Below are 22,252 nucleotides of genomic sequence, written 5' to 3' on the forward strand. Positions count from 1 at the left end.
CCGTCCAACGACCCGCCTCCACCATCTCCCGCCGCCGACCACACGGTACACAGCCGGTCGGATGCCGTACCCAAGCGTACATCGGCACCCCGAAGGCGAATACGTGTTCGACTTACCCTGCCCGCACCCCTCCCATATCCGTCGATTTGACGGGAGCCACATGGGGAGCTTGCGACGTGTGGCCCAAAGGATCGGCCGCTTCGCCTGAAACCTCAGGCCGGCGGGACGAGCGTCACGCGCCTACGGTCTCCACCTGACGTCGGGATTGACATGGCCTGTCCAGTCGAAGACGGCCATATTGTCCCAGCCGTCACCGCTGTGGCTGATATCCGCCGGGTCCCAGCCGTTGCCCGGGACCGCGTACCAGGTCGGCTCCCAGTAGAAGACGCCGATCGCCCCAGCGCTGCGGGCGGTGCTCTGCACCGCGTCGAACTCGGCTGCCTGGCCCTGCCAGGTGAGCGGGTATCCCGCACATCCGGAGGTGACCGAGTTGCCGGTTCCGTCGGCGTCCGCCGAGGTGAACGGGTACGCGGTCTCGGCGATGACGACGTCCCTGCCGTAGCGGGACCTCATGTCGGAGACGACACCGCCCATGGTGGACAGCGAGCCGTGCCACATGCAGTAGTACGACAGGCCGGTGATGTCCCAGTTGACACCCTTCGCCTTGATCCCGTCGTAGAACCAGCGTGCGTGCGCGTCGCTGTCCGCGTCCGCGGTGTGGATGACGACCTGGGTGGTACCGCTGCACGCCTTGGTCGCGTTGTAGCCGGACTTCAGCAGCAGGCTGAGGTTGGTGAAGTCGTTGTTCACCACCTTGCCGTCGTTCCACAGCATCCCCGTGTTGATCTCGTTGCCGATCTGCACGCTGTCCGGCGTGGTGCCCTGGGCCTTGAGGCTGTTGCAGACGTCGTAGGTGTAGTTGTAGACGTCCGTCTGCAGCTGGCCGATGCCGTGGCTCTCCCATGCCGCCGGCTTGTTCTGCTGCCCCGGGTCCGCCCAGCTGTCGGAGTAGTGGAAGTCGACCAGCAGTTTCAGTCCCTTGGCCTTGACCGTCTTCGCGTACTGCAGCACCTTCGCCTTGTTGTTGTAGCCGCCGGCCGGGTTGTTCCAGACCCGCAGCCGGGCGTAGTTGACGCCGGCATCCTTGAGGATGTCCAGCGGATCGCGGGCGTTGCCGCTCGCGTCGTAGTATTTCGCGCCGAGATCCAGTGCCCGCTGGGCGGTCGACACGTCCGCGCCGCGCATGCCGAGCGAGGTCGCCGCCGACGCGGACGACGACGTGCCCGGTATGGCCACCGGCAGGACGAGGGCCGCCAGGAGCAGAGCTGACTTCACAATCCTGCCTGGTTTGTCCGTCATCATCTTCGCTCTCCTCTCCGTGACCCGCCGAGGGCCCTCACGTGACGGTGTCGCAGCGGCCGCCGTTCATGCTCAGCGCCACCGGATCGGCCACCTGGCCGCTCGAAGTGCCGTTGAAGCCGAAGTAGACGGAGGCGCCGGGTGCGAGGGAGCCGTTCCAGCTGACCGGCTTGGCGCTGACCTGGTGCCCGCTCTGGGTGATCTCAGCCTGCCAGCGGTCGGTGATCTGCTGGTTGTCGGCGAAGGACCACCTCAGTTCCCAGGGGGAGACAGCCGTCGTGCCGGTGTTCTTCAGGTACACCACAGTGGTGAAGCCGGCGCTCCACCGGTAGGAGGTGTAGGTGACCTGGCAGGCCGCCTTGCCCCCGCCGTGGCCGCCGCTGCCGCCGAGGTCGTCCGCGTAGGAGGCGACCCAGGCCAGTGGTGCGTTCCAGTTGATGGCGCTCTCGTTGGTGGAGTAGGACTCGATGTCGTCGATGTAGCACATCGCCGGCGCGCAGCCGGTCAGCTTGCTCTGCGCGGTCGGGTCCTCCAACTGGCTGTCCGGGCCTCCGGCCAGGGTGCCAGCCGGCGGGTTGGGCAGGTCGGCGTCGAGCTGGTGCGCCCAGATGCGGCTGTGCTGGTTGTGTGAGTTCCGCTCGCCGAAGCCGGTGACGTAGGACTCGTTCAAGGGGTTGCGGCCCAGGATGTAGTCCAGGGCGTGCAGCACCGCGTCCTGGTACTTGGCGCTGCCGGTCAGGTCGCCCGCCACGCCGAGCACCACGGCGTTGTTGAGCACCTGGCTGTTGGACCCCCACACGTAGTGCTGGCCGGAGGGCGCGTAGGGCAGGCCGTAGAGCGCGGTCTGCGAGTCCTCGGCGTAACCGTCGGCGGCGTCGGTCACCATGGAGCGCACGGTGGCGAGCTGGGTTGCGGTCAGCTTGTTGGGCACGGTCGCGAGGTCGAGGGCGCCGAGTGCGGCGGTGGAGCCCCAGGAGAACCCGTCGGGCGGGAAGACGGCGGCGGTGTCGCCATGCAGCGGGGAGCTGAGCACCGCCTGGCGGTAGGAGTCGTCGCCGGTGGTGATGAAGAGCTCTGACGCAGCCCAGTAGAATTCGTCGGTGACGTCGCTGTCGCTGTAGGCGCCGCCGCCGGTGGCGTCGTTGGGGTCGGCGTAGACGGCCGGGTGGGCCTCGGCCGCGGTCCACGCCTTCTGCGAGGCTGCCAGGCAGCGATCGGCGAACGCCGCGTCGTAGGGCCGGAACAGCCGGGCGCACTGGGCGGCTGCCGCGGCCAGGTTGAGCGTGGCGGCGGTGGACGGCGGGTGGAGCAGGCGCGGCTGGGAGTCCTTGTCCGGTGCCTGCGGGAGGCCGGTCCACGCCTGGTCGTGCAGCTTGTGGTGGGCCATGCCGGCCAGCGGCTGTCCGTCGGGGACCTGCATCTCCATCAGGAAGCCCAGTTCCCAGCGGGCCTCGTCGAGGATGTCGGGCACGCCGTTGCCCGTCTCGGGCACCTTCAGCCTGCCGTCGCCCAGCGCCGCGCCGTTCGCCCCCTCGGCGGTCAGCGTGCGCTCGTAGGAGTTCATCAGCTCGGAGACCGCGATGCCGCCGTTGACGACGTACTTGCCCTGGTCGCCGGCGTCGTACCAGCCGCCCGCCGCGTCCAGGGTGTAGTCGCACACGCCCGGCTGGCAGGACACGTCGTTGTCACCGGTGTTGGGGGCGACGTTGAGGTGCCCGGCGGGTCGGGCGTACGCGGCGCCGGCTATGGAGCCGTCGATGGCGATGCCGCTGCGCTGGTTGTAGTAGTAGGCGAGGGAGTCGGTCCGCAGCGCGGAGTAGACGTCGTCGGCGATGGAGAACGGCTCGCTGGTCTGGTCGCCGATGGTGACGGTGTAGCCGTCGCCGGGGGTGGTGTAGCTGCCGAAGTCGAACGTCTGGACGTTCTGGTCCGAGGTCGGGTCGGTGCCGCCGGGCTCGGTGGTACCGGTCGCGACAGCGGTCCCCGCGGCATTCCTGAGCGTCCAGCTCTGCGGCTCGGCGGCGTCGGTGACGAACGTGCCGTCCTTCGGTCCGCCGGGCAGGTAGCCGACCTGGTCCACCCGGACCGGGGAACCGGTGTCAGGCGTGTAGACGGGCGGCTCGGCGCCGCCGCGCAGCGAGATGTCGTCGAGGCACAGCGTGAACGCGTGGGAGCTGCCGCCGACCTGGAAGGCGAGCTGGGCGGCGTCGTTGTCCGCCCTGGCGGTGAAGGTGTGGGTGATCGGCGCCGAGGTGTCGCCGATCTGGTCGTGCTCGGACAGCTCGGTGGTGTAGGGGTCGACAGCCATCTGCACGTTGGTGGTGATGGTGACCGGCACCGAGGCGGTCGCGGTGTAGCTGAGCGTGTAGCTCTCGCCCGCGATGAGGGGAAGGTCGCTCTGCCCGATGATGGCGTCCCACGGATTGGCTGTGTCCCCCGGGATGTCCGCGCAGAGCCTGCCGTCCACGACGGAGGCCGGGCTGTTCGCCGTCCACCACCAGGGAGCCGTGCCTCCGTTGGAGAAGTCGCCGTTGACGATCTGCTCCGGCGGCTCGTCGGCGGCGCCGGCCGGAGCGGCCAGCGCGGCGCAGAGCAGGCCGGCCACGGCGAGCGCGCCCAGTGCGCGGCCGCGGAGCTGCCGGACCTGTCCGGGACGTCTCGGAGCGTGGGAGCGTGGTGAGTGGGGGATCACGGTTCGTTCCTTCCGGCGGACACGAGACAGTGGGAGCGCTCCCACGCATGGTGGTGCGTGCCGGGGGCAGCGTCAAGGTGCCGAACCGGCCGCGCCCGGGGACCGACGTGTCCACCGGCGGGTCCACTGCCGGTTGCTGCCGCCGTTGCAGGTTCAGAGTTCGAGCAGCGCGCCGTTGGCGGTGGCGGCCCCGGTGACGTCCGGGCACAGGCGGGAGCCGACGCTGGTGACGGTGCCGTTCGCCGCGTACGGCGCCGGCCCCATTGCCCTCAACGCGCTGCCCGACGACGGGGGCCGCCCGTTGCCCGCCCGTCGCCTCGGCCCGAGGCGGCTGCGCCTGGGAACTTCGTTCCAGGGTGGGACCGGCTCCTTCCCCGAAATGCGGCAGAAGCGCAGGTGCCGCACGCGTGGAAATGCAGGAACACGGAACACGGACTGCGGAGCGCAGGAATACGACAAAGAGCATGGGCAGATATAAGTTGGCCGCAGGAGGCAGGAAAATACCGGCCAGGAGGGCGGCCTAATGGAAAGGGGTCGCTTGGCCGCGAGGGCGGCCAGGGGATAACCCGACAGAAGCGCGCTTGTGCGGAGCTGTCGTTCTGGGCTGCCAACGCCCTTCTCGGTTACGACAGTTGACGAATCGCCGGCCATGCTAGCCGCGGCCGTCGCAATCCGTCAATACGGGGGATTTGGGGCACGTGTGATGGATCGACACGGCAGAGATGGATGAGGTATTTGCGGTCCTACGGCGGGGCTTGACATCGCAGAATTCAGCGATGAAAGTTCGGAGCGGGAATACGGCACACCCTCGCCGACAGTTCCGCCTCCCATTGATCCAGACCATCCGCCGACGTCGGCCAACCGATAAACACCGTCGGGGACGAGAGCTTCACCGGTTCCGGCGCCGTGCCGGCGTTCCCGCGGGGTACGCCGTTCCCGGTGAATCGGCAACCGGCAAAGCCGGAAACGCGGACGGGTCCAGGGGCGGTCGGCCGATGAGGGCCGACTCCACGCGTCCTGGGCAGGAGCGGGAGCAGTCGCGCCCGGTTCCCCCTGGACGGGTCGGCCTGCTCGCGGGCACCCGGGGCGTCGCACGGGCCGAGCCCGTCGACGGCGGCGAGAGGAGCGAACGGCGCTTGAGGCGGCACGACATGACGACAAGTCGACACGAAGGAGGAATGCCGTGACCGGCGAGGACATCCGTGCCCGGCTCGCCGCTGACCCGGAGCTGGGGGCGGGCAACGTGCTTCCCGCGCTGTTGGCTCTCGGGGCCGACCCGGCGGGCCCCGGCGCGGCCTTCGACACCGCAGTCGACGGCCGCCCTGCCGGCCTTCCGCTGACGCTCGGCGAGCTGCGCGAGCGGGTCGCCGCCCGGGCGGCGTGGTGGCACGCGCACGGCGTCGGCCCGCGCGACCCGGTGGCGGTGTACGTGTCGGGGGCTGCGGACTGTCTGCTGACCTTCCTGGCCCTGACCTGGCTCGGGGCGATTCCCGCGCTGATGGACCGGTCCCTGACGGGCGGCGCAGCCGCCGCGTACGTACGCCGGCTGCGCCCGGTGGCACTGATGACCGACCCCGGGCACCGCGCCCTGCTGGCCGGCTACGGCATGGAGTCCGTCGCCCTGCACGCGGAAGCGGCGGACACCGGCACCGCGGACCCGGCGGACGCGCCCGCACACTACCGCCACCACGCCGACGACCCGGTGGCCGTCACCCACTCCGCGGACACCACCCGGGCGCCCGCGGCCGTGGTGCACTCCCACGCCGGCCTCTTCGCGGCCGTGCGGCTGCTCCAGCTGACGGCTCCGCCTGCCCGGGGCGCAGAGCGCGTGCTCAGCGCACTGCCCTCCGCCCACGCGGCCGGCGTCCAGGCGCTGAACACGGCGCTGTGCCTGCGCAGCGACCCCCTGTTCCTGTCCGCGCCGCACGACGGCCCCGCGGTGGTGGCCGCGATCGAGCGCTGGAGGCCCGGCGCGGTCCTCGGCTCCGGCGCCACCTGGGCACAGTTGGCCGCGATGGACCTCGCCGCGCACGACCTCGACTCCGTGTCGCTGTGGCGGAGCACCGGAGGCTGCGCGCCCGAGCCGCACATCCGCAAGCTGGTCGCGGCCGGCTCGCACGAGGCCGTCACCCGCGAGGGCGTCCGCCGTACCGCCGGCTCCAGCTTCCTGGACGGCATGGGCTCCACGGAGATGGGCCACCCCGTCTTCCACCTCACCCACACCCGCACGAGCGAGCGGTACGGGCGATGCGTCGGCGTCCCGCACGGCTTCGCCGAGGTGGCGCTGCTCGACCTGGCGACGGGCCGGGAGGTCCCGGTCGGCGAGGTCGGCCACCTGGGCGTGCGGGGACCGACCCTGGCTCCCGGCCACTGGAACGACTCGGCGGCGACGTACCGCAGCCGACGGGGCGGCTACCACCTCACCGGCGACCTGATGTACCGGGACGGGGCGGGCCTCTACTATCACGTCGACCGGGCGGCGGACGCGGTGCCGCTGGGCGGCGGGGAGTGGCTGTACGCGGCGATGTCGGAAGAGCGCGTCCTCGCCGCGTGTCCCGAGGTGCACGACTGCACGGTGGTCTCCGACCGGGTCCACGGCGAGGTCGTCACCGACGTCCTGCTCGCGCTGCACGCGGGCGCCGACCGGCGGACCGACCGTACGGGCGCGGTCCGCGCCGCCCTGACGTCCGCCGCCGCGGCGACGCTGCGCAGGGTGGTGGTGATCGACGACGCGGACCGGGTCTCCGGACCGGTGGACAAGTCCGTGATGCGCGAGCGGCATCGCGCGCGGACGGCGGGTGCTGACGCGGGCACCGCGGAGGGGCCGCCGGCGCCGCCGCTCGCCGAGCAGGTGGCCGTCGGCTTCGCCGGGGACGGCGAAGGCGTGGGTGAGATGTCCTGGGGCATGTGGGAGATATGGGGCGCGATGTGCCGACAGGAGTCCGGGCTGCCGATCGGGGGGCGGGCGCCGCTGGAGGCCGGCAGGACTCTCGACGACATCGCGGAGGAGCTGCGCTACCTGATGGGCCGCTTCCCCGCCATGCGCACCCGGCTGCGCTTCGACGCCACCGGACGGCCCCGGCAGCGCCTCTTCGCCACCGGCAAGATCACCCTTGAGGTCTACGACGCCGGCCCGGACGCCGACCCGGACGAGGTCGCCGCGGCGGTCGAGGCACACTACCGGCGCACCCCCTTCGACTACGCGAACGCGTGGCCGGTGCGTATGGCGGTGGTGCGGCAGCACGGCAGGCCGGTGCAGCTGGTGACCATCCTGCACCACCTGGTGATGGACGGGCGCGGCGGTGCGGTCATGCTCCGCGACGTGGGGGCGCGCGAGACCACGCCGGCCACCGGTATGCAGCAGCTCGAACAGGCCCGCTGGCAGCGGTCGTCCGCCGGGCAGCGGCAGAGCGAGCGGACACTGCGGTTCTTCGAGAACATCCTGCGGACGGTGTCCGCACGGCAGTTGCCCGGACCCACGGACCCGCGCACGCCGCGGCACTGGATGGCCGAGTTCCGCTCACGGGTACTGGCCGAGGCCCTGCCGATGATCGCCGCACGAACAGGCGCCGGGACGCCGGCCGTCCTGCTGGCGCTGTTCGCGCTCGGCCTGCACCGGGCCACCGGCATCAGCCCCGTGGTGGTCCGCCCGGTGATCAGCAACCGGTTCCGGCCGGGCCTCTCGGACGTGGTGTGCCCCGTCTCGCAGTCGGGCATGTGCTCCCTCGACGTCGAGGGAGCCACCGCCACCGAGGTCGTCCAGCTGACCGGACAGGCAAGCATCTCCGCCTGGAAGTACGCCTATTACCAACCGGAGGACCTGGACGCGCTGATCGCCCGGCTCTCCCGCGAGCGCGGCGAGGACATCGTGATCGGGACGTACTTCAACGACCGCACCGCTCACGCCCCGACGCCGGACGCCGCCCAGCAGGTGACCGCCGACGAGCCGGCCGAGCAGCTCCGGGCCGCGCGCGACGACACCGCCTTCGCCTGGACCCGGCGACAGGACACCTCATCCGAGCGGTTCTTCGTCTACGCCGACAACACGCCGGACGGCGGGCTGGTGTTCGACATCCGCATCGACACGCACTACGTCTCACCCGCCCAGGCCGAGGCATTCGCCAGGTGCATGGAGGACGCGGCGGTCGAGGCGGCGCTCGAGGACGCGGGCAGCCGCGGGGAACCGCTGGCCGCCGCCGCGCCGCCGGAAAGGCCGGCCCGTTGACCGGGCGGGTGGCGGTGGCCTGTCACCTCCATCGGCCACCGGTCCTCATCGAGGACGGCTTGCGCCGCGCCGGCCTTCCTGACCTCGCCGACGACATCAGCCGCCGCTTCCGGCACCTGCGCGAGACATCCGGCTTCGCAGAGAACGGTTGTGACCGTCAGGCGTCCGCGCCCCTGGTGCTGCGACCGCACGCAATCCAACACGGCGGAAGGCCTGCTGACCCACCGCGGGCCGCTGCGCGGTGCCGGCATCCGGCGGCTTGCTGCCGCCGGATGCCCGCACCACCTCATCGAATGAGTCAGCACCATACTCGAAAGTTTTCGCACCGCCTGCTTGCCGAAGGGAGCTCGCACCAGGCATGCGGGTAGCACGGGACCCGATCAGGGTCCCAGGCCTGTTTGTGTGAGATGTATTGACGTGTGCCGATGGCTCGACCTAGGGTGCCGAAACGATCGCAAGGCGCGCGAAACTTTCGGTCCGGAGCGCGAGTTCAGGGCGGTAGCGGGGAGCTTCCAGCTCCCCATCGGGGGCCTGCGAGGCGCAAAAGGGGAGGCGAGCACGCATTCCCAGGCGACCCACAGCGGGAGAACAGGTTGAATGTTAGCGCTCATCAGGCAAACCATGCGATGATCCCCGTCTGCCGGATTCCCGCCGCATGTGCAGAGTGCCCGCCTTCGGCGTAATCGGACTCCGTATCGCCACTCCGCTCATGGCGCGGTCTACGTTTGCGCTCACCCTGAGCAAACGGCCGCCCTTCGCCTGCTTACCGAACGAACCTCCTCCTCGGCGACGACACGCCGTGTGCCTTCGCTGCCGGTCGTCGCTCACCGCGCACTGGACACCGCGGCACGACAACTGCCGTTGCGCGACGGTTCGTTGAGAGGCTCCCCCAGCCCGCTGCACCAGCCTGGGGCCGGACGACCGGATCAGTACGTGCACGAGGCCTTCGGTGCCCACCAGGCCATCGCCGCTGCACAGACCAATCCCACCAGTGACGACAATGACGACAGATCAGGGAGATTCCACGATGACGAGAAAGATACGCAGCGCAACAGCTGCGGGGATCGGCTTGGGCATCGCGCTTGCTGCCACCGCTTGCGCCGGCGGCAGCGACGACAGCAGCAGCAGCGACAACGGCGGCGGCGGTTCGTCGGGTGGCACGGTCGCGGTGACCGTCTGGGAGAACGCGCAGCCCGGCCCCGGCGCGGAGTACTGGAAGAGCGCTGCGGCGGAGTACCACGCCCAGCACCCGAACGTCACGATCAAGATCCAGTACGTCCAGAACGAGGACCTCGACGGCAAGCTGCAGACCGCGCTCAACTCGAACTCCGCGCCGGACGTCTTCCTTCAGCGCGGCGGCGGCAAGATGCAGGCCATGGTCAACGCCGGCCAGCTCCAGACGCTGAACCTCACCGACGCCGACAAGGCGAACGTCGGCGCGGCCGCCCTCGCAGGCGATTCGATCGACGGCAAGGTCTACGCGATGCCGCTCGACACGGAACCCGAAGGCATCTACTACAGCAAGGACCTGTTCAAGCAGGCCGGCATCACCGCCACGCCGACCACGATGGACGAGCTCACGGCCGATGTCGCGAAACTGAAGGCGATCAACGTCGCGCCGATCGCGGTGGGTGCCAAGGATGCCTGGCCGGCCGCGCACTGGTACTACAACTTCGCCTTGCGCGAGTGCAGCCGGGACAGCATGACCGAGGCCGGCAAGTCGCTCAAGTTCGACGATCCGTGCTGGACCAAGGCGGGTGACGACCTGTCCTCCTTCCTGAAGATCGGCCCCTTCCAGAACGGATTCCTGACGGCCCCCGCGCAGCAGGGCGCCGGGTCCTCGGCGGGCCTGCTGGCGAACCACAAGGCTGCCATGGAGCTGATGGGCAACTGGGACCCGGGGGTGATCGGCACCCTGACCCCGGACCAGAAGCCGCTCCCCGACCTGGGCTGGTTCCCCTTCCCCTCCGTGGCCGGCGGCCAGGGCGACCCGAGCGCCATCATGGGCGGCAGCGGCGGATACTCGCTGTCCAAGAACGCGCCGAAGGAGGCCTTCAGCTTCCTCCAGTTCCTGGTGACCAAGGAACAGCAGGAGGGCTACGCCAAGGGCTTCGTCACAATCCCGGTGAACAAGGCCGCCCAGTCGGTCGTCACCGATTCGTACAACATCTCGGCGCTGCAGGCCTTCAACAAGGCCGCGTATTCCATGCAGTTCCTCGACACCGAGTACGGCCAGAACGTCGGCAACGCGATGAACACCGCCGTCGTGAACCTGCTCGCCGGCAAGGGTTCCGCGGCCGACATCGTCAAGGACACGAACAAGGCTGCCGAGAGGGGCTGAGTAAGTAGCCCATGAGCGACACCCTGGGTACTGACACGGCCATCGGCCGCCAGTCGCAGGGCACGTCTCGGGCCGGGGGCGCTGCCACGCCCCCGACCTCGCCGCGGGCGGCTTCACGCCGCCGCGGGCGTGCCAGGATGCGACTCGAGATCGCCCTCCTGTCCGGACCGGCGATCCTCATGTTCCTGGCTTTCGTGATCTTTCCGGTCGCGCTCGCCGCGTACTACGGCTTCTACCGCTGGCACGGATACGGAGCACCCACCGACTGGGTCGGCCTGAACAACTACAAGCTGATCCTCACCGACCCCGCGTTCCAGCAGGTCCTGAGGCACAGCTTCATGATCATGGGACTGTCGCTGGTCATCCAGGGGCCGCTGGCGATCATCCTCGCGCTCCTGCTCAACCAGAAGATCCGCGGCCGCTCGATCATCCGGGTGCTGATCTTCGTGCCCTACATCATCTCCGAGGTCATCGTCGGCACCGGCTGGAGCCTGATGCTCCAGGGCGACGGCGCCGTGAACGACCTGCTGCGGCAGATCGGCCTGGGCTCCCTGCAGGCAGACTGGCTCTCCGACCCGAAGCTGGCCATCTGGACGCTGATGGCCATCATCTCGTGGAAGTACGTCGGCTTCGCGGTGATCCTGATGCTCGCCGGCCTCCAGTCGATCCCCGGGGAGCTCTTCGAGGCCGCCCAGATCGACGGCGCCTCCTACTGGCAGATACAGCGCCGCATCACGCTGCCGCTGCTGGGACCGACGATCCGCATCTGGGCGTTTTTGTCGATCATCGGCTCCCTGCAGCTGTTCGACCTCGTCTACATCATCTGGGGCCAGTACGTCTCGGGCACCGCCGGCACCTCGACCATGGCGATCTACATGCTCGCCCAGGGCCGCAACGCGGGCAACTACGGCTACGGGAGCGCCATCGCGGTCGTGATGTTCCTGATATCGCTCGTCGTGGCGCTGATCTACCAGCGCTTCGTCCTGCGCCGTGACCTACGGGGAGCCGTCACGGAGGGAACCGTCTGATGAGCGCGACCACTGCACGGTCCCGGTTCTCCTCCGCCCCCGGGCCGAACGGCCGCAGCGGTCGCCGGGCCGGTCGTGACGCGCCGCAGAAGTGGGGAAGCCCCTTCGCCTACGTTGTCGCACTGCTGTTCATCGGGGCCTGTATCGCTCCGGTGATCTACATCGTGCTCGGCGGATTCCGCACCAACTCGCAGATCACCACGAGCCCTGCCGCCCTGCCGCGCCCCTGGATCACCGCCAACTACGTCAACGTCCTGAAGTCCACGAGGTTCTGGGGCGAGTTCGCGAACTCCGTCCTGGTCGCGCTGGCGAGCACCGTCGGCATCGTCGTCCTCGGCCTGATGGTGAGCTTCGTGATCGCGCGCTACGACTTCAAGCTCAAGGGCGCGATGTACTCGCTGTTCGCCGCCGGCCTGATGTTCCCGATGGTCATCGCGATCACCCCCCTCTACATCGTCATCAAGGACCTCGGCCTCATCGACAACCTGCTCGGCGTGATCGTCCCGCAGATCGCCTTCGGCCTGCCGACGACTGTCATCATCCTGGTGCCGTTCCTGCGCGCCATACCCCATGAGATCGAGGAGGCCGCCGCGATCGACGGTACGAGCCGACTCGGCTTCTTCGTCCGCATGGTGATCCCGCTGTCGGTGCCCGGTGTGGTGACAGTCGCCATCCTCGCTTTCATCGGCAGCTGGAACAACTACGTCCTTCCGCTGTACGTCCTCAACTCGCAAGCGAACTTCACCCTGCCACTCGGTGTCCAGGCGTTCTCCTCGCAGTACTCCACCGACACTGCGAAGGTCCTCGCGTTCACCTCTCTCGCGATGCTGCCCGCGCTGGTCTTCTTCTCCATCTTCGAGAAACGGATCGTCGGCGGTCTCACGGGCGCCGTGAAGGGCTGAGATCACGGCAGAGCACGCACCCGTTGTGAGCCTGCCCGTGCCGTACCCCGGTAGGGGCAGGCCGCTGGGCGGCGCCTTCGCGCGGCCCGCACCATCCCCAGACAAGGACCACTGAATTGCCGCGCGCACACATCACGGTCACCCGGCAGGCGTTCATCGCTCCTGTCCGACGCCGCACCTTCGGCTCGTTCGTCGAACACCTCGGCCGCTGCGTCTACACCGGCCTCTTCGAGCCTGGACACCCGACCGCGAACGAGGACGGATTCCGCATGGACGTCGTCGGACTCGTCAGGGAGCTCGGCAGCACGACCGTCCGCTACCCGGGCGGAAACTTCGTCTCCGGCTTCAGGTGGGAGGACGCGGTCGGTCCGCGGGAGCAGCGCCCGGTGCGCCGCGACCTTGCGTGGCACGCACTCGAATCGAACCAGGTCGGCCTCGACGAGTTCGCCAGGTGGCTCAAGCTCACCGGCTCCGAGCTGATGCTGGCGGTCAACGTCGCCACGCGAGGCATCCTGCCCGCACTGGACCTGCTCGAGTACACCAACCACCCGTCGGGCACGGCGCTGTCGGACCTTCGCGTCGCCAACGGCACGCCGGACCCGCACAACGTCCGCATGTGGTGTCTCGGCAACGAGATGGACGGCCCCTGGCAGACCGGCTTCATGACGGCTGACGACTACGGCAAGATCGCCGCCCGCACCGCCGCCGCGATGAAGATGGCGGACAAGGACCTCGAACTCGTCGTCTGCGGTTCCTCCGGGTCCGGCATGCCGACGTTCGGCGACTGGGAGCGCACGGTGCTGGAGCACGCATACGACCATGTCGACTACGTCTCGTGCCACGCCTACTACCAGGAGCACGACGGCGACCTCGGCTCCTTCCTCGCCTCGGCGACCGACATGGACTACTTCATCGACACCGTCGTCGCGACCGCCGACCACGTGGGGTTCAAGAAGCGCTCCGACAAGAAGATCAACATATCCTTCGACGAGTGGAACGTCTGGTACCTCAAGGAGCATATGGAGTCGCAGGAGGTCGACACCGAGTGGCGCCATGCTCCTCGGCAGCTGGAGGACACGTACACGGTGGCGGATGCCGTCGTCGTCGGCAACCTCCTGATGACGCTCCTCAAGCGCAGCGACCGCGTCACCTCGGCGTCGCTCGCGCAACTCGTCAACGTGATCGCGCCGATCATGACCGAGCCCGGCGGCCCGGCCTGGCGGCAGACGACCTTCTACCCGTTCTCGATCACCAGCCGGCTCGCGTCCGGCGAGGTGGTACGGCCCGTGATCGAGACGCCCGTGTACGAGACGGCGCGGCACGGCGAGGCAGCTGTCGTCGACGCCGTCGCGACCGTCGACGGGGACCGCGCCGCGGTCTTCCTCGTCAACCGCGACCTCGCCGAGGCCGCGCAGGTCACGATCGACGTGCGCGGCCTCGGCTCTTCGCGCGTCGTCGAGGCGGTCACGCTCGCCGACTCCGACGCCTACGCGAAGAACACACTCGCCGAGCAGAACCGGGTGGCCCCGTCCGCCAACACCAGCGCGGCACTTGCCGACGGAGTGCTCACCATCGACCTGCCGCCGGTCTCCTGGACGGCGATCGCCCTCGGCTGAGCGACGGCACGCAGCACATCCGCCGCCGCGGCAGGCGTGTCCTCACCCTTCCCGTCCTTCCGGCCCGGCAGTCACGGACGGCTGCCGGCGCTGCCGCCCTCCTGGTCGAAGTGCTCGCGCAGCCACTGCTCGGTCGTGCTCACATGGATCAGGGCCGCGGCCTCGGCAAGGGCCCGGTCCCGTGCGACCAGGGCGTTGTAGATCGCCCGGTGTTCCGCTACGGTCCGGTCGCCGGCCTTGTCGTCGACCAGCCCGCGCCACACCCGGGCACGTACCGTGCGGCTGGAGATGCCCTCCAGCAGTGTGGTCAGCGTGCTGTTGCCCGCGGAGGCGATGACGGCGAGGTGGAACGCGGCGTCGTGCTTGTTGAGCAGTTCGACATCGTCGCTCGCGCGCGTCATCGCGTCCAGGTGGTACTTGATCCCGGTGAGGTCCTCCTCGGTGATCCGGTCGGCAGCCAGACCGGTGGCGATCGGTTCGAAGAGTCTGCGGACCTCGGTCAGCTCCAGCAACGTGTCGCCGCGCAGCAGTTCCACCGCGGACCCGAGGCCCTCCAGCAGCAGCGCCGGCTCAAGGCTGGTCACATAGGTGCCGTCTCCTCGCCGGATTTCCAGAACCCGTGCGACCACGAGGGCTTTGACCGCCTCACGCATCAGGTTGCGGGAAAGCCCGAGGTCCGAGGCCAACTGCTGCTCGGGAGGCAGTTTCGCCCCGGGGAGAAGCTCTCCCGACTGGATGAGTTCCCTGATCCGGGCGATGGCTTTGTCGGTCAGTGACATCGAGGGTCCCCCACTCTCCTGCAGGCGCTGGATGAGGGTAGCAGGGTCATCCAATGTCTGGCCAGACATGGGATGGATAATCCCCGGTCGTGCGACATGCCTCGTATCACCCACAGTCGGCTCTAGCTGCATCATCGCAAGTGTTCCGTGACATCCTCTAGACAGGCAGTCGGCGTGACCCGTATAAATCCATCCCATGTCATGGATGCAGCAGTGCCCCTGGGCGCGTACCCATGGGATCCGGAAGGGCCAGGGCACATGGCCGAGCTGATCATCGCCGTGGAGACGGCCGATATCCGCTTCCCCACCTCGCTCGACCTGGACGGATCCGACGCGATGAACCCGGAGCCGGACTACTCGGGTGCCTACGTGACCGTACGGACCAGCAGCGGGGCGGCGGGCTACGGCCTGGCCTTCACCGTGGGCCGGGGCAACGAGGTGGAGGTCGCCGCCGTCCAGTCCCTCGCCCGACTCGTCGTAGGCCTGCCGGTCGACGAGGTGCTGGGCGACCTCGGTGCCTTCTCGCGCCGCCTGACCGGCGACAGCCAACTGCGGTGGCTGGGGCCGGAGAAGGGCGCGATCCACATGGCCGCGGCGGCGATCGTCAACGCCGTCTGGGACCTCTACGGCCGCCGGGAGGGCAAGCCGGTCTGGCGCCTGCTGGCCGAGCTGTCCCCTGAGCAGTTGGTCGACCTGGTGGACTTCCGCTATCTACAGGAGGCACTGACCCGCGAGGAGGCTCTGGACATCCTGCGCCGGGCCGAGCCCGGCCGGGCCGAGCGGGCCGAGCAGCTGATGTCCGAGGGCTTCCCCGCCTACACCACCACGCCGGGCTGGCTGGGCTACTCCGACGAGAAACTGGTCCGCCTGTCGAAGGCCGCCGTCGCCGAGGGCTTCACCCAGATCAAGCTGAAGGTGGGGGCGGACCCCGAAGACGATGTCCGGCGGATGCGGCTGGCCCGCGAGGCGGTCGGACCGGACATCCGTATCGCGGTCGACGCCAACCAGGCGTGGGGCGTGCAGCAGGCGATCGAGTGGATGCGGCAGCTGGCTCCCTACGACCCCTACTGGATCGAGGAGCCCACGTCGCCTGACGACATCCTCGGCCATGCCGCCGTCCGCAAGGCGGTCGCACCGATCAAGGTGGCCACCGGGGAGCACACGCACAACCAGGTGATGTTCAAGCAGCTGCTGCAGGCCGGCTCCCTGGACATCCTGCAGATGGACGCCAGCAGGACCGCGGGGGTGACGGAGAACGTCGCGATCCTGCTGCTGGCCGCCAAGTTCGGCGTCCCGGTGTGCCCGCACGCCGGGGGCCTGGGCCTGTGCGAGATGGTCCAGCACCTGGCCATGTTCGACTACGTGGCCGTCTCCGGCTCCATGCGGAACCGCGTCATCGAGTACGTCGACCACCTCCACGAGCACTTCACCGACCCGGTGCGCATCCGCCGGGGGCGCTATCTGGCGCCGACCGCCCCCGGGCTGAGTGCCGAGTTGCACGCGCAGTCAGCGGCCGCCCACCGCTTCCCCGAGGGCGCTGTGTGGAGGCGGAAGGCGGCATGAGCGGCCCGCGCCGCATCCGCCTCCGCACCTGATCCGGTCCGCCCCGTACGCGCAAAAGACCCCGAGGAGACCAGCAATGAAGCCAGCCTCCATCAGAACCACCGCCCTGGCAGCCGTCCTCGCCGCTGTGGCGATCCCGGTGCTCGCCGCGTGCAACTCCGACTCCGGCGGCACGTCCGCCGTCGGCGTGGACTACCCCCGCTCCGACACCGACTTCTGGAACTCGTACATCAAGTACACGCCGCAGTTCGCCAAGCAGCTCAAGATGACGCTGAAGACGACGAACTCCCAGAACGACGTGGCCAAGCTCACCGCCGACATCCAGACCTTCATCAGCCAGGGCGTCAAGGGCGTGGCGATGGCTCCGCAGGACACCGCCGCGATCGCCCCGACGCTCGACCAGCTGGCGAGCAAGAAGATACCCGTCGTCACCGTCGACACCCGCCCCGACAGCGGCAAGGTGTACATGGTGGTCCGTGCCGACAACCGTGCCTACGGCCGGAAGGCCTGCCAGTTCCTCGGCGCCAAGCTCGGCGGCAAGGGGGCTGTCGTCATGCTGGAGGGCGACCTGTCCTCGATCAACGGCCGGGACCGCACAGAGGCCTTCAACTCGTGCATGAAGCAGGCCTTTCCCGGCATCAAGGTCTACGGGGAGGCGACCAACTGGGACGGCGCCGCCGCGGCGCAGAAGCTGCAGACGGACCTGACCGCCCACCCCGGCGTCAAAGGGGTCTACATGCAGTCCAGCTTCGCCCTGTCCGGCACCTTGCAGGTCCTCAAGCAGAAGGGACTGCTCATGAGCCCCGGCGACCCCAAGCACGTCTTCGTCGTGTCCAACGACGGCATCCCGGAGGAACTCAGCGACATCGCCGCAGGCAGGATCGACGCCACCGTCTCCCAGCCGGCCGACCTGTACGCCAAGTACGCGCTGTACTACCTCCAGGCCGCCCTGGACGGGAAGACCTTCAAGCCGGGCAGGACCGACCACGCCAGCACCATCATCCAGGTCCGCGCGGGGGTCCTGGAGGACCAGCTGTCCGCACCGCTCGTGACGGCTGACGGCGCCACGTACGGCGGGGTGGCCAGCGTCAAGAACACGGACACCTCCCTGTGGGGCAACCACCTCGGCTGACCGGAAAGGCGACACCAGTCATGGGTACGGCAGCGCCCGTCGCCGAGGCGTCGGGAATCGTCAAGCAGTTCGACTCCACTGTGGCGCTCGACAACGCCCACATCACGATCCACCAGGGACAGACCCACGCACTCGTCGGCCGCAACGGCGCGGGAAAGTCCACCCTGGTGTCCATCATGACCGGCCTGCAGGCCCCCGACCGGGGAACCGTCGCCTTCGACGGCCGGCCCGCCCCGCGGCTGGCGGACCGCGACGCCTGGCGCAGAAGAGTCGCCTGCGTCTACCAGAAGTCCACGATCATCCCCGAAGTGACCGTCGCGGAGAACCTGTTCCTGCACCGCCTGGACCGCGGGCCGCTCGGGCTGGTCCGCTGGAGCGAGGTCCGGCGCAAGTCCCGCGAACTGCTGGAGACATGGTCGGTGGACGTGGACGTGCGCCTCCCGGCCCGCGAACTGACCATCGAACAGCGCCAGTTCGTCGAGATCGTCCGGGCGCTCTCCTTCGGCGCGCGGTTCATCGTCCTCGACGAGCCGACCGCCCAGCTGGACGGTGCGGCCATCAGCCGGCTGTTCGCCCGGATCGAGGACCTCCAGCGGCATGGCGTGACCTTCCTGTTCATCAGCCATCACCTGCAGGAGGTCTACGACATCTGCGATACCGTGACGGTCTTCCGCGACGCCCGCCACGTCCTCACCGCGTCCGTGGCGGACCTGCCGCGCGGCGAGCTGGTGGCCGCCATGACGGGCGACGCGGCGGCTACCGGCCGCCGCGGGTCTCGCCGGCCGCCCCCGTCCGGGGCGGACGGCACCCTCGCCGTCGGGTCCCTCACCAGCCCCGGCACCTACCAGGGCGTCTCGTTCGAGGTGGGCGCCGGCGAGATCGTCGGTCTCGCCGGCGCTGCGGGCAGCGGCCGCACCGAGGTCGCGGAAACCGTCGTGGGACTGCGCGCCGCCGACAGCGGAACCGTGGACATCGCCGGTGTCCGTCCCCGGCCCGGCAGCGTTCCCGGCGCGCTCGCCGCGGGGGTCGGCTTCGTCCCCCAGGACCGGCACCACCAGGGGTACGTGCCGCACATGTCCATCGCCGACAACGGCACGCTGACCGTCCCCCGGCGCCTGGGCAGTTACGGATTCATCAACGGGCGGGTGCGCGAGGAGCTCGCGCGGGCGGCGATCGACGACCTGGCCATCAAGACACCCGGCCCCGACCTGCCTGTCGCCAGACTGTCAGGGGGCAACCAGCAGAAGGTGGTCATGGCCCGTGCCCTCGCCAACGACCCGAGACTCCTGGTCCTGATCAGCCCGACCGCGGGCGTCGACGTCCGGTCCAAGGAGTTCCTGCTGCACAAGGTGGAGGAGACGGCCGCCGGCGGCACCGCCGTCCTGCTCGCCTCCGACGAACTGGACGACCTGCGCATCTGCGACCGGGTCCTGGTCATGGTCCGGGGCCACATCGTCACCGAAATGCCCCGCGGATGGAACGACCACGACCTGGTGGCCGCCATGGAAGGAGTGGACCTCGATGCCTGACACCGTGGCCACGGGTACACCGAAGGACTCCACCGGCCCTTCGAAGCCCGCCGTGTCGGCCGAGCGGCGGATCGCCTTCGCGCGCCTGCGGGACCTCGCCCTGATCCCGCCCATCATCGTGATCGCCATCGTCGGCCAGCTCGTCAACTCCGTCTTCCTGCAGACCGACAACATCATCAACGTTCTGCAGACGATGTCGGAGATCGCGGTCCTGGTCCTGGCGGAGACGATGGTCCTGATCGTCAAGAAGATGGACCTGTCACTGGAATCCACCGTCGGGCTCGCGCCCGGCATCGCCGCCTGGCTCACCGTGCCCTCGGGCGCGGGCCACGGCCTCGGCCTGCTCCCGGGCGGCTGGGCCGTCCCGGTGACGCTCGGTGTCGGGCTGGCCATCGGCGCGGTCAACGCCCTGTTCATCATCGACTTCGGCCTGAACGGCTTCATCGTCACCCTGGGCATGCTGATCGTGCTGCGCGGCGTCCTCACCGGCGTCTCCGGCGGCCAGACCTTCTTCCACCTGCCCGGTTCCATGCTCTACCTGGGATCCACCGAATGGCTGGGTATGCCGGCCTCGGTCTGGGTGTGCCTGATCCTCTTCGCGATCGGCATCGTGGTCCTGGGCTTCACCAGCTTCGGCCGGTCGCTGTACGCCGTCGGCGGCAACGTCGACGCGGCCAAGGCGGCCGGCATCCGCACCGACCGGGTGCTGTGGACCGTCATGATCACCGCGAGCGGCCTGGCAGCCCTCAGCGGCCTCATGCTCTCCGGCCGCCTGGCCTCCGTCGCCTCCGCGCAGGGCAACGGCTACATCTTCACCGTCTTCGCCGCGGCCGTCATCGGCGGCATCAGCCTCAACGGCGGCAAGGGCAGCGTCTTCGGAGCCTTCACCGGCATCCTGCTGCTCTACCTCATCCAGAACGTCCTCACCCTCGGCGGTGTCCCCGCGCAGTGGATCGGCGCCCTCAACGGCGGCATCATCCTCATCGCCCTGGCCCTGTCCCGCGTCACCGGCGGGAAGATCCAGGAGTAGCCCGGGCCGGACGGCTTGCCTCCCGCGGCGCCGCCTCGGATCAGGGACGGCGCCACGGGAGGAGAAGGGACCTCGGCGCGGCCGGAGGTCAGGAGCAGGAGGTGCCGTTGAGGGTGAAGCCGGCGGGTTGGGCGTAGGTGCCGGAATATGTGCCCTGAAAGCCGAAGGACTGCGTACCGCCGGCCGGAATCTGGGCGTTGTAGGAGAGATTGGACGCGGTGACGGACCCGGAGGAGGGCGACACGGTCGCGTTCCACGCACTGGTGATCGACTGGCCGGACGGGAGCGTGAAGCCGACCTTCCAGCCGTTGGCGGCCGTGGACCCGGTGTTGGCCACGGTGACGTTGGCCGTATATCCGCCCGCCCAGGTCTGCGGGGTGACGGTCACCTTGCAGGACGGCGAACCGGACCCGCCGGTGGTGCCACCGGTCGTCGTACCGCCGGTGGTCGTACCGCCGGTGGTCGTACCGCCGGTAGTGGAGCCGCCGCCGATGTTCACCGACGACGAGAAGGACGTCACCGCCAGGCCGGCGCCGTTCTGCCAGGGCTCGAACCCGGCCTGGACGCTCGTGAGGTACCAGGAGTTCTGGGCCAGGCCCCGGCTGATCGTCTCGTTGGCGAACGCCTTGACGTCGAAGTTCCAACTGCCGATGGCCGACGGCGCCACGAAGGAGATCACGTCGTTGGAGCCGTTGTTGCCGGTCCACACGGTCCAGCTGCGTCCGGCCACGTTCGCGGTACCCACGCGGGAGCCGACGGGCTGGACGGGACTGGTCTGGTTGTACCAGACCATGATCTCGGTCTTGTTGACGCCGTCCTTCTTGGCCGTCGGGTCGAGCCAGATGTCGTAGGCGGCGTCGTAGACGGCGTTGCCGACGTAGTTGAACGAGACGCTCGTCGGCGCGCTGCTGATCGCGCTGAGCTGCGCGGGCAGGTTGGTGCCCGGCGAGCAGTTGGTGTAGTGGCAGCCGTAGAAGACCGACGGGTACGACTTGGGTCCGCCGTTGGTGGCGGTGCCGTCGGCCTGGGTGACCTGGAAGCCGCTGCCGGTGACGTTGATGCACTGGGTCGCGGTGGTGCCCCATCGGTTGTTCTGGACCACGTAACGACCCTGGATCGTGGTCGAGCCGTACTGGTCGCAGATCTGTGTGTCGGCGTGAGCGGCAGGAGCGGCGGTCAGGGCGGCAAGACCCCCGACGGCGACGCCGAGCGCCACGGCTGCTGACAGCATCGCCTTGCGGGTCGACCGGAAGGCTCGCTGGAGTCTGGACATGTTTGTCCCTTCGACGCGCACTGAAGTGGAGGGAAGGACAGGCAGCGTGGAGCTCCGTCCACAGGATTGGAGTGGGAGCGCTCCCAAACAGCTTCGGACGCGGACCGTGAACGCAGGCCCTCGCAGACGACGGTGGTTCGACAGGCGGCGCGCCCCTGCCCGGTGTGCGAGACGTTGGCAAGTGTGCACAGGCAATCCGCGAAACGTCAACGCTGAGAGATCGAAATTTTCGATGCTCCCGCCGCCGGGCGTTGGCGGGAAAGACCGCCCCCGATCCGATCGGCCCTGGTCGAGGTGCTGGTGGCAGCACGGGTCACCAAGGGAACCGTGCCCGGAGGTACTTTACCCAGGGGGCGCTCCACTGTGAGATGTCTTGACGTGTTCCGGTGGGCGTCCTATGGTGCCGCGAATCGATCGTGGGAATCTCGAAAGTTTCGCCCTTCCCGCCCTCGCGGAGGCACGCAGATTGTTAGCGCTCACCCACCCCGCCCGGGGCAAGCAGGGCGCAGATGGCACCAGGGCACCCGGCCGTCCGGCCGATGCCCTGTCCCCCCACCGTTAGGAGCACCCATCGACATGTCTTGGCTCACCGGACATCGAAACATCCACAAAAAAGCCGTGGCGGCGGCCACCGGAGTGGCGGTCAGCGCCTCGCTGGCCGTCGTCGCCCTGGCGACTTCGGCGCCTCATGCTGCGGCGGCGGGTTCGCTGGGGTCGGCTGCTGCGCAGTCGGGCCGGTATTTCGGTACGGCGGTGCCGGCGGGCAAGCTCGGCACCTCGGCG

General features: G+C 69.2%; 13 protein-coding genes. 9 read left to right on the forward strand and 4 right to left on the reverse strand.

The annotated features are described in order from the left end of the window. Nucleotides 1-240: 240 nt before the first annotated feature. Nucleotides 241-1,335 (reverse strand): glycoside hydrolase family 53 protein, encoded by a 1,095-nt coding sequence (locus tag V7E46_RS21480; protein WP_333769934.1) that lies wholly within the window; start codon nt 1,333-1,335, stop codon nt 241-243. A gap of 61 nt (nt 1,336-1,396) precedes the next feature. Beyond that, entirely contained in the window at nt 1,397-3,979 is a 2,583-nt protein-coding gene (locus V7E46_RS21485) for a glycoside hydrolase family 9 protein (RefSeq protein WP_333769945.1), read from the reverse strand. A gap of 1,255 nt (nt 3,980-5,234) precedes the next feature. On the opposite strand from V7E46_RS21485, the gene V7E46_RS21490 reads away from it, so the two are divergent. The 5 genes from V7E46_RS21490 to arfA all read left to right on the forward strand — a co-directional run bounded on the left by V7E46_RS21490 (nt 5,235) and on the right by arfA (nt 14,163). Beyond that, on the forward strand, nt 5,235-8,276 hold the full coding sequence (locus V7E46_RS21490; protein WP_333769935.1) for an AMP-binding protein: 3,042 nt from the start codon (nt 5,235-5,237) through the stop codon (nt 8,274-8,276). A 1,027-nt stretch (nt 8,277-9,303) separates the two neighbouring features. Next, nucleotides 9,304-10,617: an ABC transporter substrate-binding protein gene (locus V7E46_RS21495; protein ID WP_333769936.1), complete on the forward strand. Its 1,314-nt coding sequence runs from the start codon at nt 9,304-9,306 to the stop codon at nt 10,615-10,617. A gap of 137 nt (nt 10,618-10,754) precedes the next feature. After that, on the forward strand, nt 10,755-11,645 hold the full coding sequence (locus V7E46_RS21500; RefSeq protein WP_333769937.1) for a carbohydrate ABC transporter permease: 891 nt from the start codon (nt 10,755-10,757) through the stop codon (nt 11,643-11,645). After that, nucleotides 11,645-12,547 carry a carbohydrate ABC transporter permease gene (locus V7E46_RS21505; RefSeq protein WP_333769938.1) on the forward strand — a complete coding sequence of 301 codons (903 nt, stop codon included), beginning with the start codon at nt 11,645-11,647 and terminating at the stop codon, nt 12,545-12,547. Before V7E46_RS21500 ends, V7E46_RS21505 begins: the two co-directional genes overlap by 1 nt. A gap of 116 nt (nt 12,548-12,663) precedes the next feature. Then, nucleotides 12,664-14,163, forward strand: a complete 1,500-nt coding sequence (arfA, locus tag V7E46_RS21510; RefSeq protein WP_333769939.1) for an arabinosylfuranosidase ArfA — start codon at nt 12,664-12,666, stop codon at nt 14,161-14,163. A gap of 71 nt (nt 14,164-14,234) precedes the next feature. On the opposite strand, the gene V7E46_RS21515 is transcribed toward arfA, so the two are convergent. Then, nucleotides 14,235-14,942 (reverse strand): FadR/GntR family transcriptional regulator, encoded by a 708-nt coding sequence (locus tag V7E46_RS21515; RefSeq protein ID WP_333769940.1) that lies wholly within the window; start codon nt 14,940-14,942, stop codon nt 14,235-14,237. Between the two features lie 258 nt (nt 14,943-15,200). On the opposite strand from V7E46_RS21515, the gene V7E46_RS21520 reads away from it, so the two are divergent. The 4 genes from V7E46_RS21520 (at nt 15,201) to V7E46_RS21535 (ending at nt 20,196) form a co-directional block, all read left to right on the forward strand. Beyond that, the gene (locus V7E46_RS21520; RefSeq protein ID WP_333769941.1) at nt 15,201-16,505 is read left to right on the forward strand and encodes an L-fuconate dehydratase; all 1,305 of its coding nucleotides are present in this window, start codon (nt 15,201-15,203) and stop codon (nt 16,503-16,505) included. 76 nt (nt 16,506-16,581) lie between these two features. Further along, nucleotides 16,582-17,637 (forward strand): sugar ABC transporter substrate-binding protein, encoded by a 1,056-nt coding sequence (locus V7E46_RS21525; RefSeq protein WP_333769942.1) that lies wholly within the window; start codon nt 16,582-16,584, stop codon nt 17,635-17,637. Between the two features lie 20 nt (nt 17,638-17,657). Next, a complete protein-coding gene (locus V7E46_RS21530; protein WP_333769943.1) occupies nt 17,658-19,166 on the forward strand; it encodes a sugar ABC transporter ATP-binding protein in 1,509 nt (502 codons plus the stop codon). Beyond that, nucleotides 19,159-20,196 (forward strand): ABC transporter permease, encoded by a 1,038-nt coding sequence (locus tag V7E46_RS21535; protein WP_333769944.1) that lies wholly within the window; start codon nt 19,159-19,161, stop codon nt 20,194-20,196. Before V7E46_RS21530 ends, V7E46_RS21535 begins: the two co-directional genes overlap by 8 nt. Nucleotides 20,197-20,284: 88 nt before the next feature. On the opposite strand, the gene V7E46_RS21540 is transcribed toward V7E46_RS21535, so the two are convergent. Next, on the reverse strand, nt 20,285-21,469 hold the full coding sequence (locus tag V7E46_RS21540; protein WP_443054289.1) for a GH12 family glycosyl hydrolase domain-containing protein: 1,185 nt from the start codon (nt 21,467-21,469) through the stop codon (nt 20,285-20,287). Between the last annotated feature and the right edge of the window lie 783 nt (nt 21,470-22,252).

Source organism: Streptomyces sp. IBSBF 2435 (genome assembly GCF_036815005.1).
GTDB lineage: Bacteria > Actinomycetota > Actinomycetes > Streptomycetales > Streptomycetaceae > Actinacidiphila.